The organism is Pontibacter rugosus (genome assembly GCF_042678745.1).
Lineage (GTDB): Bacteria > Bacteroidota > Bacteroidia > Cytophagales > Hymenobacteraceae > Pontibacter > Pontibacter rugosus.
In genome coordinates this window covers 1-15,691 of sequence record NZ_JBHTLD010000119.1, presented here as the reverse complement: position 1 = coordinate 15,691, position 15,691 = coordinate 1, and the positions used below count along the sequence as shown (strand labels likewise).

14 protein-coding genes are annotated in these 15,691 nt (G+C 49.6%); 7 read left to right on the top strand and 7 right to left on the bottom strand.

Annotated elements, in window-relative coordinates:
* Positions 1-1,011: 1,011 nt before the first annotated feature.
* Both ACFQ2O_RS13155 and ACFQ2O_RS13150 read right to left on the bottom strand, forming a co-directional pair.
* Positions 1,012-1,983 carry a DUF1028 domain-containing protein gene (locus tag ACFQ2O_RS13155; protein ID WP_377528335.1) on the bottom strand — a complete coding sequence of 324 codons (972 nt, stop codon included), beginning with the start codon at positions 1,981-1,983 and terminating at the stop codon, positions 1,012-1,014.
* Between the two features lie 61 nt (positions 1,984-2,044).
* Positions 2,045-2,437 carry a VOC family protein gene (locus ACFQ2O_RS13150; protein WP_377528333.1) on the bottom strand — a complete coding sequence of 131 codons (393 nt, stop codon included), beginning with the start codon at positions 2,435-2,437 and terminating at the stop codon, positions 2,045-2,047.
* Positions 2,438-2,614: 177 nt separating this feature from the next.
* Here ACFQ2O_RS13150 and ACFQ2O_RS13145 point away from each other — a divergent pair, with 177 nt between their 5' ends.
* The 4 genes from ACFQ2O_RS13145 (at position 2,615) to ACFQ2O_RS13130 (ending at position 7,943) form a co-directional block, all read left to right on the top strand.
* Complete coding sequence (locus tag ACFQ2O_RS13145) at positions 2,615-3,442, top strand: NYN domain-containing protein (protein WP_377528331.1); 828 nt, start codon at positions 2,615-2,617, stop codon at positions 3,440-3,442.
* Positions 3,443-3,990: 548 nt separating this feature from the next.
* Positions 3,991-7,197 (top strand): WD40/YVTN/BNR-like repeat-containing protein, encoded by a 3,207-nt coding sequence (locus tag ACFQ2O_RS13140; RefSeq protein WP_377528329.1) that lies wholly within the window; start codon positions 3,991-3,993, stop codon positions 7,195-7,197.
* Positions 7,198-7,446: 249 nt separating this feature from the next.
* On the top strand, positions 7,447-7,656 hold the full coding sequence (locus tag ACFQ2O_RS13135) for a hypothetical protein (protein ID WP_377528327.1): 210 nt from the start codon (positions 7,447-7,449) through the stop codon (positions 7,654-7,656).
* A gap of 140 nt (positions 7,657-7,796) precedes the next feature.
* Positions 7,797-7,943, top strand: a complete 147-nt coding sequence (locus tag ACFQ2O_RS13130) for a hypothetical protein (protein ID WP_377528325.1) — start codon at positions 7,797-7,799, stop codon at positions 7,941-7,943.
* A gap of 126 nt (positions 7,944-8,069) precedes the next feature.
* On the opposite strand, the gene ACFQ2O_RS13125 is transcribed toward ACFQ2O_RS13130, so the two are convergent.
* The 3 genes from ACFQ2O_RS13125 to ACFQ2O_RS13115 are packed head-to-tail and all read right to left on the bottom strand — an operon-like array spanning position 8,070 to position 9,833.
* The gene (locus ACFQ2O_RS13125) at positions 8,070-8,897 is read right to left on the bottom strand and encodes a carboxypeptidase-like regulatory domain-containing protein (protein WP_377528323.1); all 828 of its coding nucleotides are present in this window, start codon (positions 8,895-8,897) and stop codon (positions 8,070-8,072) included.
* Between the two features lie 23 nt (positions 8,898-8,920).
* A complete protein-coding gene (locus tag ACFQ2O_RS13120; RefSeq protein WP_377528321.1) occupies positions 8,921-9,367 on the bottom strand; it encodes a hypothetical protein in 447 nt (148 codons plus the stop codon).
* 13 nt (positions 9,368-9,380) lie between these two features.
* On the bottom strand, positions 9,381-9,833 hold the full coding sequence (locus tag ACFQ2O_RS13115) for a hypothetical protein (RefSeq protein WP_377528319.1): 453 nt from the start codon (positions 9,831-9,833) through the stop codon (positions 9,381-9,383).
* A gap of 159 nt (positions 9,834-9,992) precedes the next feature.
* Between ACFQ2O_RS13115 and ACFQ2O_RS13110 the strand changes: the two genes are divergently transcribed.
* Entirely contained in the window at positions 9,993-10,595 is a 603-nt protein-coding gene (locus tag ACFQ2O_RS13110) for a PepSY domain-containing protein (RefSeq protein WP_377528317.1), read from the top strand.
* 131 nt (positions 10,596-10,726) lie between these two features.
* Positions 10,727-13,132, top strand: a complete 2,406-nt coding sequence (locus ACFQ2O_RS13105; RefSeq protein WP_377528315.1) for a TonB-dependent receptor — start codon at positions 10,727-10,729, stop codon at positions 13,130-13,132.
* Positions 13,133-13,195: 63 nt separating this feature from the next.
* Here the strand turns inward: ACFQ2O_RS13105 and ACFQ2O_RS13100 are convergent, their stop codons facing one another.
* Both ACFQ2O_RS13100 and ACFQ2O_RS13095 read right to left on the bottom strand, forming a co-directional pair.
* A complete protein-coding gene (locus ACFQ2O_RS13100; RefSeq protein WP_377528313.1) occupies positions 13,196-13,957 on the bottom strand; it encodes a ThuA domain-containing protein in 762 nt (253 codons plus the stop codon).
* 64 nt (positions 13,958-14,021) lie between these two features.
* Complete coding sequence (locus ACFQ2O_RS13095; RefSeq protein ID WP_377528311.1) at positions 14,022-14,729, bottom strand: SGNH/GDSL hydrolase family protein; 708 nt, start codon at positions 14,727-14,729, stop codon at positions 14,022-14,024.
* 190 nt (positions 14,730-14,919) lie between these two features.
* Between ACFQ2O_RS13095 and ACFQ2O_RS13090 the strand changes: the two genes are divergently transcribed.
* Positions 14,920-15,585 (top strand): hypothetical protein, encoded by a 666-nt coding sequence (locus ACFQ2O_RS13090; RefSeq protein WP_377528309.1) that lies wholly within the window; start codon positions 14,920-14,922, stop codon positions 15,583-15,585.
* The last annotated feature ends 106 nt before the right edge of the window (positions 15,586-15,691 follow it).

The window sequence follows — 15,691 nt, the reverse complement described above, 5'->3', positions numbered from 1 at the left end:
GGCAGGTGCCTGACCTGCCACTTGTAGATAATCATCAATAAAACAGTAAATTGCTATGGTGAAGTCATTCATGGTAAGAAAGGAGTAGAGTTTGGTCACTTTATCCTTTAACATACCTGGATGGCTTCATCGTTTATAATCGCAACTTGAGTTAATTATTAAGCCTATAGCGTTTCCCTCTGGCGCAAGTCTTCAGACTTTTCTCCTACTATGATGTCGAGTTTATAACTCGACTGGCTTGTAAAGCCATACTTGCTTTGCTGCTGCTATACTTGTTTCGGCCATACTTAATATACATATTGGCGCAAGCGTCCGCTTGTGTCGCCTACTGCTTCTGCCATACTTGCATAGCTACTGCTTTCTGCAACTTCAGCCAAGCTATCCTTTCTTGCTTCCGTTCTTCCTCCAGTTCCCAATTACCTATTGTTTCACCTCTGGCTTTGGAGCGCTCACGGCCGCGGGGCCCCGTCCTCGGGCATCGCGCTGTGCGCCTGAAGCTGCTCCGGGGGTAGGGGCCCTCTATTCGCTCCGCTGCGGGCTGCCCTTACGGGCACCGCAACATGCACAAGGCGCTCTTTTCGAGGGCCCCTACCCCCACCCAAGGACTGGAATCGGTACCAGTAGCCAAAGCTTTACCAATAACGCAAATACAGTATCTGTAGGGACAAGTCGTGACCTGTCCGCTCAAGCCCATTGCCTATGAAACTTATACTTCAGCAAGAGCAGTTCATTACTCTCTTCCTGTTTTGGAGGTAGCGGCCCTCATAAAGAAAGGGTTAAGGAGGGGAAGTCTTCCCTTGAAGAAACCACATGGATAATCTACTCCTGCGGAAAATTCCCCTCCTCGGAGGGGCAGGGGTGGGTTCTTCTCTTCACTGCGATAAAAACGTCAAGCTTGTGCACCTCGGCACAAGCGGGCACTTCCAGCAGGGAAACCAGGCAATAGCGCAAGTATAGAAAAGGGGGCAGCAACTTTACAGCTACTGCCCCCCTTTCTATACTTGTTTTATATTACTTCAAAAGCTTCTCCATCTGCTGCTTGCTTACATCGAGCAGCCCCACTTCCGGAAGGCGGGTGGTGAGTTCGCGCCAGTTCGGGTCTTTCTTGTATACATCGCGCAGAATTTTTGCTGCTTCCTCTACTTGTCCGCTGTTTGCCAGACCGATGGCATGCCAGTACTTCATCTCCAGGTTGTTAGGAAACATTGCCTCAGCTTTTCCATACTCCTCCATGGCCTGCTGCATTTGCCCTTTTTCTATCGCCAGGTCACCGGCGTTCATGTGTTCGTAGGCACGGTATACTTTTAAAAGTCGAGCTAATTCATCTAAGGGTTTATCATGGTCGTCCACACGCAGGTCGATTGTCTTATCGTCCCACGGCTGATCACTTTTCTGGCCTTTAACCACCACCAGCGCCGCCGACTGCCTGCCACGGATGTCACCGCCCTCGCGTTCTGCTGCCTGCATCGCCAATAGCACCCGCTCCGCCAGCGGCTGCCCTTCGCTTCTTTCAAACGCCTTCGCCATGGCCGGCCATACTTTGTCAGTGAGCATCATGTTAGCCTGCACCGAGAATTTTTTGCCTGTGATGTGCCCGGCATAGCGAATACACTTGTCACCGGTGTGCGTGGCTACGCGGCCCTGCGCATCCAAAATGGATACCTGCCGCACCTCGCGCGCCTCGTCATCAGCCAAAAGTATAGCCAGGGCTTCTTCCGGTGTTTTGCCTTCTTTCAGCAGCGCCAGCCCACGCGGGCCAAACGATTTGTTGGTGAACGATTGTGTAGCTACCACACCTACACCTGCCTCTGCCCAAGGCACGGCCGTACCCACCGAGAACCAGTGGCTCTGCACGCCTACGGCCATTTCTCCTGTTTTAGGGTCACGGGCCACAATGGAATATGTATGCGCCAGCGGCTCCTCTGCTTTAAAAACCTGTGCTTTCACCGTAGTTCCCAGTGAGGCGATCAATGCTACTCCCATTGCTGCCAATGTCTTTTTTACTTTGTTCATTCCAGTTGTTTATACGTGACGGTTCTTCGCTTTAACCAATTACCTGCACCAACACCAGCTCGTTGCCATAGAGGTCCAGGAAATGTAGGAATTTCGCTTCCGGTGTGGCAACCGGCTCTTTTACGATTCGCACCTCACTTTGCTTCAGCCGGCTGTAAACTGTATCCAATTCCGAAGTATAAAGCACAAGCAATGGCTGTTTTCCCGCCTGCTTCCCCACTAGTTCCTTGCTCTCTGTACTGCCAGCCAACATAAACCAGATTCCGGCTACCTCTTTGGCTCCAAAGCCGATATGCAGGTAACGCTGTCCGTCTTCTGTTTCGGAATCGAATAGCTTGAAGGCACCCAGGTTGCGGTGGTAAAAATCATATGCTTCATCATAATCATGTACAAGCACTACAACTCTGCCCAGACTAACGTCCATAGATGTTTATTTTTTAGTTTATACTTTGTTGCTACTGAAGGCTTAACAAATATAGTTCTTTATGTTTCACCCTGTCCGGAATTCTTCGGCAACAACCTGCTTTGAAAATAGCAGTATAACTATGTATTCAAACCAGTCTATCAAAACAGACGCATAGGCTACCCAGAATCTATTCCAATGAAGAACTCCAAAAAAGAAGATAAATCAAACAAAATGGCCATGCTGATTGATGGCGACAACGCTCAGCCAAGCCTGATTGTAAAGCTTTTGGCCGAAGCCGGCAAGTATGGTGCACCCACAATCCGCCGCATTTACGGCGACTGGACCACCCCACAGATGAACGGCTGGAAAGACTGCCTGAATAACCACGCAATTCAACCTATCCAGCAGTTTCGCTATACCGTAGGCAAAAACGCTACAGACAGTGCCTTAATAATTGATGCTATGGACCTGCTGCACTCCGAGCTGGTAGATGGTTTTTGCATCGTCTCATCTGATAGTGATTATACCCGACTGGCCACCAGGATTCGGGAAGAAGGCATTTTTGTGATGGGCATTGGCCAGCGCAAAACGCCTAAGCCTTTCGTGAATGCCTGTAACATCTTTATCTTCACTGAAAACCTGACAGATAACATTGATGAACGCAAGATAGAGGTCGCTGAAAAGATAGAGGAAAACGCATCAAACCAGCAGCGCCTGAACCCAGTGCCGATGCTGAAAGAAGCCTTCACCATGTCGGCAGATGAGGATGGTTGGGCACACTTGGGCGCTATGGGCACCAACCTGCGCCAGTTGGACCCCAGTTTTGACCCACGTACGTTTGGTTACGGCCAGCTGCTCCAGCTCATGCAGGCGCACAAAGACATCTTCACGATCCGGAAAGAAGATGACAAAGGACGCTCGGCTGTCTATATTAAGCGCAAAGATAAGCGTCGTGCAAACCCGCAGCCCCGCAAGAAAAAGGCAGAGCAAGGCAAGAAGAATGATACAGTAGAACAAGTATAAAAACAAGGGCCGGCTATTTAAGCCGGCCTTTTTGTTTGATGGCTTTGCAAAGGCATGGCACATTACAAGCTTACCCCAACTCTCTTCAAGGAGGCAAATTCTATACTTATACTTGCAGCCAAAGCAACTGGCGCGAATCTCCCGATTCGTGACCTAGGGTGAAGGTGAAGTCTCCAATTTCACTGGCCTAGAGGGACAAGTACAGCGGCCCGAGAAGTATAAACAGGTTATCAATCACAGCGCAATAACTCCTATGTAGCACTTACGCTGTGGATAAAGGAAAGCTGCATAGGTCCTTTCTTCTCACTCATTGTCTCCCGCCTTTTTCATTACCCAAGAGGAGATACCTTTCAACTATTACAGATAGACTTATTTCTCTGCTCAAAATGACAATAGCAGGATCATTATCCCTTCGGGAACCAAAGCAGGAACATTTACAAGGCCTGCTGTTGCTTTTGCGCCTAATTATGCTTAAAATCAGCTTTTAAACACCGCTTACAACATTTCCGACAGGAAACCCTAACCTCTTTCACCTTAAAACATTTATCATGAGAACAGCTCTACGCGCTGCACTTTCACCTAAACTGCTGTTGGCGGGCTCGCTGGCTTTGCTCTTGGCAGGGCATCCGGCAGAGGCCCAGAAACAGAAATCCAAGAACAAGAAAAGCAACGCCACAACCACGGTTGACCCCGAGTTATACAACGGCCTTACCTGGCGCTCCATTGGCCCCTATCGCGGCGGTCGATCTGCCACGGCAGTTGGTGTGCCGGGCAAGCCGAACCTGTACTACTTCGGTTCGGTGGGCGGCGGCGTGTGGCGCACCACAGATGGCGGCGCTACCTGGGAGAACATCTCCGACGGCTTCTTTGGCGGCTCTATCGGCGCTGTGGCCGTGAGTGAGTCCGACCCGAACGTGCTTTATGTGGGCGAAGGCGAGAAAACAGTGCGTGGTAACGTATCATCAGGGCACGGTGTGTGGAAGTCGGTGGATGCCGGCAAAACCTGGACGCACATTGGCCTGAAAGACTCCAAGCATATCGGTCGCATCCGCATCGACCCTAAAAACCCGGATATCGTTTACGTGGCCGCCATGGGCGATCTCTACAAATCGCATGAGGAGCGCGGGGTGTTTAAAAGCACCGACGGTGGTAAAACCTGGAGGAAAACACTTTTCGCCAATAAAGACGCCGGTGCGGTAGACCTCATCATTGATCCATCCAACCTACGTAACCTCTACGCCACCACCTGGAACATCCGCCGTACGCCATACAGCTTATTGTCTGGTGGTCCGGGCTCTGGTATCTGGAAGAGTACCGACAGCGGCGAAACCTGGAAAAACATTTCTGAAAACGAAGGCTTGCCGAAAGGCACGCTTGGTATCATCGGCGTAGCTGTGTCGCCGGTAAAATCGGAGCGCGTGTATGCTATGGTTGAGGCGGATGAAGGTGGCCTTTTCCGCTCCGACGACAGCGGCATGACATGGAAAAAGGTAAACGACGACCGTAACCTGCGCCAGCGTGCCTGGTACTACACTCGCGTATATGCCGACGCAAAAGACGAGGATGTGGTGTACGTGCTGAACGTGGCCTATCATAAAAGCAAAGACGCTGGCAAGACCTTCGAAAGCGCCTATGCCCAGCACAGCGACAACCACGACCTTTGGATAGATCCGGCTAATTCGGCGCGCATGATTATAGCCAACGACGGCGGCGCACAGGTGACCAATGATGGCGGCATGAACTGGAGCAGCATGAATAACCAGCCAACCGGCCAGTTTTACCGGGTGGTAACAGACAATCATTTCCCTTACCGCATCTATGGCGCGCAGCAGGATAACTCGACAGTTCGCATCTCGCACCGCTCTAACGGCTATGCCATTACAGAAAATGATTGGGAAGAAACAGCAGGTGCCGAAAGTGCGCACCTGGCAGTAGACCCGAAGAACCCGGAGATTGTGTACGGCGGCAACTACGGCGGTTTTCTGTCGCGGGTAAACCATAGCAACATGCAGGAGCGTGTGATAAATGTGTGGCCGGATAACCCAATGGGCCATGGCGCAGAAGGTATGAAGTACCGCTTCCAGTGGAACTTCCCGATTCTGTTTTCGCCAAACGACCCGAACAAGCTCTACACCACGTCTAACCATGTGCACGTAACGCAGAACGAGGGCCAGACCTGGGAAACTATCAGCCCTGACTTAACTCGTAACGATTCTACCAAGCTGGGACCGTCTGGCGGCCCTATTACAAAAGATAACACCAGCGTGGAGTACTACGGCACCATCTTCGCCATCAACGAATCGAAGCTGGAGCCGGGTGTAATCTGGACGGGGTCGGATGACGGCTTGATTCACGTAACGCGCGACGGAGGCAAGAACTGGACAAACGTAACGCCGAAGAAAATGCCGGAGTGGATTATGGTCAACAGCATTGATCCGCACCCCACCATCAAAGGCGGTGCCTATGTGGCGGCTACCATGTATAAATCCGGCGACTTCCGCCCATACTTGTACAAGACCACCGATTACGGCAAAACTTGGGATAAGATCACCGATGGTATCCCCGAAAACCACTTTACCCGTGTAGTGCGTGCTGATCAGAAGCGTGCGGGCCTGTTGTATGCTGGCACCGAGTATGGCATGTATGTTTCGTTTGATGATGGCAAAAACTGGCAGCCGTTCCAGATGAATCTCCCTCTCACCTCCATCACAGATCTAACCATCAAGAACGATAACCTGATTGCCGCCACACAAGGCCGAAGTTTCTGGTTGATTGATGATATTACGCCGCTGCACCAGCTCAACGCAAGTATGGCAAACAGCAAAGTGCACCTGTACAAGCCGCTGGACACGTATAAAATGGACGGTGGGAGTAGAGGCGATTTAAAAACTGCTGGCCAAAACCACCCGGGCGGCGTGATGGTACACTACTACCTGCCCAACAAACCGGATACGGCCACAGTAGTAAAGCTGGAGATCATGGACCAGAGCGGCAAGCTAATCCGCAGTTACGCCAGCAACGCGAAGGAGAAAAACGAGCAACTGGAAGTAAAGGAAGGCCTTAACCGCTTTGTGTGGAACATGCGCTATCCGGATGCTACTAAATTTGACGGGCTTATACTTTGGGGTGGTGGCACACAGGGGCCAGAGGCAATACCCGGCACGTACACAGCCAAACTAACGGTAAACAAGGAGAGCCAGGAGCAGCCATTCGTGATTCTGCAGGACCCGCGCACCAAATCTTCGCCGGAAGACCTGCAGGCACAGTTTGCCTTCCTGATGGATGTGCGCGATAAACTCACTGAAACCCATGATGCTATCAAAGACATTCGCACCATGCGCGGCCAGCTCAAAACCTTAACCGGCAGCCTGAAGGGCAACGACAGCTACAAGGACATTGTGGAGCAGGCCAACAGCATGGAGAAGAAGATGACGAAGATTGAGGAGACGCTGTACCAAACCAAGAACCGCAGTGGCCAGGATCCGCTCAACTATCCGATCCGCCTGAACAACAAGTTAGCGAACCTCGTGGGCCAGGTCAGCACCGGCGACTTCCGCCCAACCGATCAGGCCTATGCTTTTAAGAATGAAATTACTGCGCAGATAGATGAGCAGCTGAACCTTTTGAAGCAGGTAAAGGAGCAGGATGTACCTGCCCTGAACAAGCTGATTCAGCAGAAGAACGTTGATTTTATCAGTGTTGAGAAAAAGGATGAGAAGGTGAAACCTACTGCTCCGACTTCATCTAAGCAGTAGGTTTATACTTATCTACACACGTGGAACTCCCCGGCCAGAAGTTTGGCCGGGGAGTTTTGTTTTTATAGTAGTTGATGAGTTTTAAATCTAATTCCCTCGCGGAAGCGTCCGCTTGTACCTCTGACTTACTGCCTCTGCTGCTACCACTGAAACGAAGTTCTTCTTACTAGCTATGCAACTTCTCCCCTCTCTGGCGCAAGTCTTCAGACTTGTGTCTTATGATGATGTTGAGTTTGTAACTCGACTGGCTTGAAAAGCCATACTTGCATAGCGGAGGCTATACTTGTTGCAGCCATACTTGCATTGCCGCTGTTTGCTGCATCTCCGAACAAGCTATACTTACTAGCCATGGCTTATCCTCCAGCTCCCAAACACCAAACATTTCACCTCATACTTTGGAGCGCTCAAGCCCGCGAGGGCTCGTCTTCCCGCATCGCGCTGTGTATCTTTCCTGCCTAACGGCTGCCGCTCACGCGGCACCGGAAACCTACAAGGCGCTCAACGGAAAGACTGGGATCAGCTCAAATACACAAGTTAACTTAGCCCCTCCAAAGTTCTGCAGGGACAGGTCGTGACCTGTCCGAGCGATACCCTTGGCTATGAAACTTATACTTGAGGAGGAGCAACTACAGGCTCCCTCTCCTGTTTTTAGGAGAGGGTTGGGGAGAGGTAAATTCCCCTCCTCGGAGGGGTCAGGGGTGGGTTTCCTGATCAGCCGCAACTACAACGCTTATACTCCAGCCTAAGCAGTAACAGAAACTCCCCTCCTTAGACAAGGAGGGGCTGGGGTGGTTGGAAGCACGTGCCGCGCCAGCTAAATTAAACACCTCCTGCAACCCAGCACTCAGAACCCGAGACTCAGCACTTACGAGTTACTGCCTTACCGTTACATAGCCACTTAGGCTGGCACCTGAAAATTTCTTCCAGGTACCGAGGCTTGCTTCGCGGGAGTAGCTGCTGCCGCCCAATTTAGCACCTAAAAGCACTGCCAACCTGTCTACTCCTGAGCCTGGTAAATATTCTATTCCAAGAAAGAAGTCTTCATCAGTATAAATGTCAAATGGCTGCAGGTCTATACTTACCCAACCCGCTTTGGCAGGCAAGCGCTTTAGAATACTTTTTTGTACCAGGCGTTCATCTGGCAGCCCATTGCTGCTCTTGTAAAGGTTGATGCGAAACAAAGCTGAATCGAGTTTCTCACTTGCCACATAGAAATGAGCTGAGAGCAATTCTGTGGACTTCCCTTTTACCTGGATAAAATTGGCAAACTCATAGATGTCTTTACTGTCTCTGTTTTCAGGTGCACCCCAAACTATCGGCAGCCTGCCTGTTATGCCTAACTTCTTTATTTTTAACTTTCTATTCTGTACGATTACCTCCTGCAGGGTATTTTCACGCTCCTCAAGCGTTATCGCCAGCGGCTGCTTTTGAGTTTCCAGTTGCCGCACCGGCACCGAAAGTTCTTTATAGCCAATGGCCGAGAAAGTAAGCGTATCCTGCTGCCGCTCTTTGGGTAACACAAGTATAAAGTTACCCTTTTCGTCTGATGCTGTGCCGATGTTCTTGTTTCGGATACCAATGTTAATGTAAGGCAACTCCTGTCCACTTGCTTTAGCCAGTACTTTACCTTGAAGTTTAATAGTTTGTGCCTGCAGCATAAACGGCAGCAGCAGAAATAGCAAAGCTAAAATGTATTTCATTACAACTGACTTTGGTAGTAGGCTTAGATAATTTTGATGGGCTGCACACGCAGCTGTACAGCAGTAGCACGCGCACCAGATTTAACTTCAGGGTAAGGGAAGGCTTGCAATAGCACTAACTCATAGCCAGGAGCCAAAACAGCAGCAGGATTATACTTGCTGGTACTGTCATTTGTTAAATAAAAGGCCGCTGTTTTACTTATTTCCATCAGTTTTGTAGCCGCACCTGCCACTTCCAGCTTAACTGTTACTTCTCCAGCCTGTATGCAATGCACATCCGTGGGACAGCGGTTATCGTTTACTGCGTTGAGTTTTAAGGAGGTGATGAGACCGGAAAGGCTGTCAGACAGCTGAACCTCCTCCCCTATATTCAGGCTAAATACCTGCCCCACTTGCACCGGCTTTGGAGCGGGTACAGAAATAAAGATACCCATTACAATGAGGGGCAGCAACATTAAAGTTGGTATCATAGCAAATAGGTTTTTAAACAAGCTCCACCAGCACCTTCACTTCCTTGGCTGTCTCGTTGCTTTCTGCGTTTGGCACAGGCAGCACCTCTAGAAGCGTTATATCATAGGCTTGCTTACCGAGCATAACTTGCACTTTGTGCTTATTCCGCACAGGGTCAGGGCGGCAGTCACCAATGCAGAAGGAAACTTGCTGGCTTTGCCCATCTGCGTCAGAGACATTCAGCACAACTGTAGCATTGCCCAGCCAAACGCACACCACATCCTTCGGGCAACGCGAATCAGCCAGGCTGGCAAGTTGTAGCGTTAATGTACCGGCGGCCTCACCGCTTACCTTCACTTCCTCACCCTTTTGCAGAAGAAAAGCTGTTCCGAAACCTGGTTCCTGGGCCTGATCTTCCGGCAGCGCATCTTGGTGACACTGCCCCAGCAACAGCACGCCTAACAGGACAATTACATAGTTCATCATACTTTATTTTGTTAAGGCTTTCTAATTGAAGAGCACAAACAGGGGCTAAAGGTTGCTTTTTCTCTTTTTGATTTTCAACAAATAGTGCTTGTTACAACAATAATTTAAGCCACAACCACACCTGTAATTGGAAAAATGCCTCATTTATAAGATATTGACATGCTGAACCACTTGCCGGTCATCCATTATAAGAAGCAACTACACTTGAGTACCACCCAAAAGCCTAAAGGAAAGATACACCGCCTCGCAAGCATGCTGCGCAATTACCGCGTGTACCATCGCTATCTGGGGCTGGGGTTAGGGGTGTTCCTGCTCATTAGTAGTATAACTGGTTTGTTGCTGGGGTGGAAGAAAGATGTTGACCTGCTGCAGCCACCTACCCAAAAAGGAGCCACCACTGATTTAACACAATGGATTCCGTTAGCTACAATGGCCTCTATGGCTACTGCCGCCCTTGATTCTGCTCAACAAATTCAGAACAACGCTATCGACCGTCTGGAGGCCCGGCCGGACAAAGGAAGCGTGAAAGTCCTTTTTTCGGAAGGATATTGGGAAGTACAGCTAGACGGTAGCACAGGCAAAATTCTCTCGGTTGCACGTCGCCACTCCGACTGGATAGAACATATACATGACGGCTCCATTATAAGCGATGGCTTTAAGCTGGTTAGTATGAATGTGCTCGGATTAGGGTTGCTTATACTTACCCTGACAGGCGTGAGCCTCTGGTTCTTTCCGAGGCAAATCAGGAAACTTAAAAAGTAAGCTTTTAGGTACTAAACTTCAGATGCCAGACATAGATTCTGCCAGCAGGAGAATTTATTGCACATGCCACTTAAACAGTAGCCATCAGTTTTAGTCTAACCTCTAACATCCCACAGCTACCATCTCAACTAATGAAGAAACTTCTACTGCCACTCCTGCTTCTTTTCTGCCATTTTGGTGCAGCCCAAAGTATAAAAGTGCTGGATAAAACTACGCTGGAGCCTTTGGCTGGTGTAGCTGTAACATCTGAGGCAGGAGAAACGCTGACAGATGCTAAAGGAAAGGCTGATGGAAGTGCGTTACTCTCTCCGGGAGCCATACTTCATTTTAACTACATCGGCTACCAGCCTAAAAGTATAAGTACTGCTCAACTACAACAGCAGCAATACGAGGTGACCTTAACACAGCAAAGCCATGGCCTGCGGGAGGTAATTGTATCAGCGGGTAAGTTTGCGCAGGAAAAGCAGTTTGCGCCACAGCAGGTGGAACTGATTAGTCGGCGCGAGCTTAGTTTTATAAGCCAGCCTACCACCGCAGAGGTCTTACAGCAAACAGGGAAGGTACTGGTGCAGAAAAGCCAGATGGGCGGGGGCAGCCCTATTTTACGGGGTTTTGAAGCTAACAAGGTGCTGTTAGTGGTTGACGGTGTGCGCATGAACAATGCCATATACCGCGGAGGCCACTTGCAAAACGTGATATCTTTGGATAACAGTATACTGGAGCGGGCTGAGGTTATTTTCGGGCCAAGCTCTGTTATTTATGGTTCTGATGCTTTGGGTGGCGTTCTACACTTCCACACGTTGCAGCCGCAACTTGCTACAAACACCGAAGGTAACACTTTAAGCGGAAGTGCCTTTACCCGTTATGCCTCCGCTCCTAACGAAAAGACGGCGCACGTGCAAGTAAACTATGGTAGCCGTAAGTGGGCTAGCCTTACCAGTATAACGGTGTCTGATTTTGGCAACCAGCGCCAGGGCGGCAACCGCAGCGACAAGTATGGAGAACTCGGTATCCGCAACTACTATGCTGCCAAAACGGCCGCCGGCCAGGACACCATGTTGCTCAACCCTGAGCCCAACGTGCAGCGCCCTACCGGCTACACCCAATACGACCTGCTGCAAAAGCTCCGCTATCAGCCATCAGAACATCTAAGCCATACCTTAAACCTGCAACTGAGCACCAGTACCGATGTGCCGCGCTACGACCGCCTAACTGAATTTTCGGGAGGACAGCTTAAGTATGCAGCCTGGTATTATGGGCCGCAAGAGCGCTTACTGGCTTCCTATACCATCGCCTCAACTGCACCTAAAGTACTGTATGATGAAGTTCGTGCTGTTGCAGCTGTACAGCGCCTGGAGGAGAGCCGCCATAACCGTCGTTTTGGTAAAGACTGGCTATCGCACCAGACAGAGCAGGTGTGGGTGTATAGTATAAACACTGATTTCACAAAAAAGCTGAACATGCACCGCCTCCAGTATGGGCTGGAAACTAGCTATAATGGCGTGCAGTCAGAAGCCGATGAAGAGAACGTTACGAATGGTGCTCGCAGGCAGCAAAGCTCTCGTTACCCGGATGGCGGCTCCAGCATGCACAGTGCTGCAGCTTACCTAACCCACACCTGGGATGTGCAACCGTGGCTGGTGCTGAGCCAGGGCCTACGCTATAGCTATGTAGGGCTGGATGCAACATTTGATGATAAAACATACTTCCCGTTCCTGCAAAACGAGGTGCAGCAGCGGCACCATGCACTGTCGGGTAATGTAGGGGCAGTAATACTGCCGGGCAATGGCTGGCGCTTTGCTATACTTGGCTCCACAGGTTTCCGGGCTCCCAACGTAGATGATTTAAGTAAGGTATTCGACTCCTCACCAGGCAATGTTATTGTACCGAATCCTGCGCTTGGACCTGAGTATACCTATAACCTGGAGCTAAGTGCATCTAAAAGCATTGCGGAGCGTCTGCACCTGGAGGTGGTAGGCTACCGCACCTGGTACCGTGATGCCATTACAGTACAAAACTTTAACCTGAACGGAAACGACTCCATCCTTTATGAAGGAGAAATGAGCCGGGTAACAGCCAACGTGAACGCCGGCAAAGCACTTCTCTATGGTTACAGCACTACGCTTCAAGCCGATATTACAGACTACCTTAGCCTCAGCTCATCGCTTAACTATACCTATGGCCGGGTGAAGCAAAAGGAGGGTGATATTCCGCTCGACCACGTGCCGCCGCTCTTTGGCCGGACAAGTATAAACCTCCAGCTAAAGCGCTTACGTGCCGAATTCTTTATCTTATACAACGGAAAAAAATCACTGAAAGACTACAGCCCGAGCGGTGAAGACAACTTACAGTACGCTACTCCACAAGGTATGCCAGCCTGGCACACGCTCAACCTGCGAACCGCTTACCAGGTAACTCCCCAGCTACAGTTTCAGGCAGCACTGGAAAACATCACCAATAGATACTACCGCGTGTTTGCCTCCGGCATCAGTGCTCCTGGCAGAAATGTAGTACTTACCTTAAGAGGTAAATTCTGAGCTATTGTGTAACGTGCAGGCGCGATCTATTGACCTTGCGCCTGCACGTTACACTTGTATAAGCTATTCTCCCTCACCTATGGCATAACTTATACCACCCCATAAGTGCTTCAGAAAAAGCGAGTCGCTGTAACTCTCGCTGGTGTGCCCTAGTGCGGTGTAAAAGGCGCGGCCGCCATCGTAGGAGTGATACCAGGCAATAGGGTGTTTCTCTCCGTTCTCGCCTCCTGTATAGCTTTTCTCATCTAAATTAGCCAGCACCTTTACCTCAGGATTCATACTTTTGAAATTATACCATTCATCCTCCCGCTCCCATACGTCCGGCAGATGGGCTGTAGCAGCATGATTTTTATCTAGTACCTGAATCTGTGCCTTTTGTACCTGCGGATGGCTGGAGAAGTAGGCACCTACCAATTTGTTATACCATGGCCAGTCATACTCTGTGTCTGCGGCTGCATGTACGCCCACATAGCCTCCCCCACCCCTGATATATTCCTCAAAAGCTAGCTGCTGCGTTGCGTCCAGCACGTCCATCGTTGTGCTCAGGAACACCACCGCATCATACTGCTGCAGCGAGTCTGTTACAAATAGTGTTGCGTCTTCGGTGGTGTCTACCTGCACCTGGTGCGACAGCCCCAACTGCTGTAAAGCAGCTTTGCCCGCAGGTATAGATTCATGCCGAAAGCCGTTGGTTTTGGAGAACACTAAGATGCGAGGCGTTGCTGTTGCCTTTTCTACAGCAACGGCGGGCTTAGAAGAAGAGCAGGCCTGAAGGCTGAAGAACGACAGCAACAGAAAAGCCCAATGTGGCATGGTGTATTTCATAGGGTGTGGGTTAAGGTATAAACTTATCCCGATTTGCCGACAAAACCAATTGGCAAGGCGTTCGCTACTTTAGAATTTCCTTTGCTTCGGGAAGTGCCAGTTGCGCCCACTCCTTATACATTTTGCCTGAGTAATGCAGGCCATCATTTGCCAGATATTCCTGCTTGATAGACACCTCACGGGTTAAAGGAGTTATGTTGATGAAGGTAACTCCTGCCAATTGAGCTTCTTCCTTTGCTACTGCATTGAAGGCATCTATCTCCTCCGAGATACGCGCACGGTTTTGATTAGCTGCAAAGGGAGTGGCACCCCAATCCGGAATAGAAAGCACCAGTACATTGCCTGGTCTTCCTTTTGCTAAGCGTACAGATGTTTGCAGCAGCGCCTTAAACTCCTCTCTATAGGTGGAAATACTTTGCCCTCTGTATTGATTATTCACACCAATTAGCAGTGATACTATGTCAAAGTCAGGCTGAAGCTTGGCCGTTGCCACAGCAGATGCTAGTTCGCTGGTGGTCCAGCCAGTGCGGGCAATGGTAACAGGATTGGCAACATCCACGCCGTCAGCTCTCAATAAACCTGCCAGTTGCCCCCCCCATTGGTCAGCTGCCGGTACGCTCTCGCCTATGGTGTAAGAGTCGCCAAGTGCCAGGTAAGTATATTTGTGTTCAGAGCCAGTGGGTTGCTGCGAGGTGTCAGGAGATGGAGAGTCGTCTTTGCAGGAAACAAAAGCAGTAGCAAAGAAAAGTATGATAAGGAGCAGTCTGTTCATTAGAGTTGGTTTTGATTTACATACTCCCACAGCGAGATTATGGATTTATGTACTTCAGTAAGAACAGGAATTGAGCAAGTAGTTTATAATACTATTATTATATAGTATATTCGTTAGTCCGATTCCGTTTATCCTCCAAATAAGGCTAATAACCGGAATAGTTCCTTATATACAATAGTTGGCACCAATTATGAAACATAGAAAGAAAGTTTTACTGATAGTTGGTGGGATGCTTTCATGTCACTTGGCACTGGCTAACAGTTGCCCTGGTCAAAAATGGACCGACTGGAGTGTGAAGACAGTCCAACGGGAAATAAGGAAGAGTGAAGTGATTTTTCTGGGAGAAGTTATCGCTTCAGATGGCTTCAACTACAGTATGAGGGTTATAGACGTTTTCAAAGGGGATATAGCATCTGACACAATTCATAGCACGTATCGTGATAAGTGCTATCTGCCTCCAAGTGAAGGTGTCTGGATAGTCTACTCAAAGTATGATGATACCGAACAAGGCGCACTATTGAGAGATATGAGTAGCCTCTCCAGGAGCGTAACCCATCCTCTGTCTAATAACCTTCCATATGTGCTGCCACCACCAAGCCCATCTATCAGGTCAGACAGTGCAGCAATGGTGAAATACAAGGAAGAACAGGAGAGGTTTATCAAAAATCAGGAAATGGAAATGCTGCCTGTCTTTCTGAAGAACTGGATGAGTGAATATGCAATGTTAACCGCTTATAAAAGCAGCAACAGTAGCCATCTCACAGCTCAGTCAACTGATAAAGAGTTTGATATAACTTCATATATTGCTTTAGGCTTGGCTATAACAGCTTTGGCTATAGTACTACTGAAAAAATAACAGAGTGCCAATCGAGTAGACGGCCCCGCCAGCGTTAGCTGACGAGGTGCGCCTCTCACACCACTGTACAAGCGGGTCTCGCATACAGCGGTTCGTTAAGTTGTGG

What these genes read in the sequence shown, in the direction of transcription:
- ACFQ2O_RS13145 (WP_377528331.1), top strand. Translation starts at nt 2,615, where the DNA reads ATGAAGAACTCCAAAAAAGAAGATAAATCAAACAAAATGGCCATGCTG.
- ACFQ2O_RS13130 (WP_377528325.1), top strand. Translation starts at nt 7,797, where the DNA reads ATGAAACTTATACTTGAGGAGGAGCAACTACAGGCTCCCTCTCCTGTT.
- ACFQ2O_RS13095 (WP_377528311.1), bottom strand. Translation starts at nt 14,729, where the DNA reads ATGAACAGACTGCTCCTTATCATACTTTTCTTTGCTACTGCTTTTGTT.
- ACFQ2O_RS13110 (WP_377528317.1), top strand. Translation starts at nt 9,993, where the DNA reads ATGCTGAACCACTTGCCGGTCATCCATTATAAGAAGCAACTACACTTG.
- ACFQ2O_RS13120 (WP_377528321.1), bottom strand. Translation starts at nt 9,367, where the DNA reads ATGATACCAACTTTAATGTTGCTGCCCCTCATTGTAATGGGTATCTTT.
- ACFQ2O_RS13125 (WP_377528323.1), bottom strand. Translation starts at nt 8,897, where the DNA reads ATGAAATACATTTTAGCTTTGCTATTTCTGCTGCTGCCGTTTATGCTG.
- ACFQ2O_RS13140 (WP_377528329.1), top strand. Translation starts at nt 3,991, where the DNA reads ATGAGAACAGCTCTACGCGCTGCACTTTCACCTAAACTGCTGTTGGCG.
- ACFQ2O_RS13150 (WP_377528333.1), bottom strand. Translation starts at nt 2,437, where the DNA reads ATGGACGTTAGTCTGGGCAGAGTTGTAGTGCTTGTACATGATTATGAT.
- ACFQ2O_RS13090 (WP_377528309.1), top strand. Translation starts at nt 14,920, where the DNA reads ATGAAACATAGAAAGAAAGTTTTACTGATAGTTGGTGGGATGCTTTCA.
- ACFQ2O_RS13155 (WP_377528335.1), bottom strand. Translation starts at nt 1,983, where the DNA reads ATGGGAGTAGCATTGATCGCCTCACTGGGAACTACGGTGAAAGCACAG.
- ACFQ2O_RS13105 (WP_377528315.1), top strand. Translation starts at nt 10,727, where the DNA reads ATGAAGAAACTTCTACTGCCACTCCTGCTTCTTTTCTGCCATTTTGGT.
- ACFQ2O_RS13100 (WP_377528313.1), bottom strand. Translation starts at nt 13,957, where the DNA reads ATGAAATACACCATGCCACATTGGGCTTTTCTGTTGCTGTCGTTCTTC.
- ACFQ2O_RS13115 (WP_377528319.1), bottom strand. Translation starts at nt 9,833, where the DNA reads ATGATGAACTATGTAATTGTCCTGTTAGGCGTGCTGTTGCTGGGGCAG.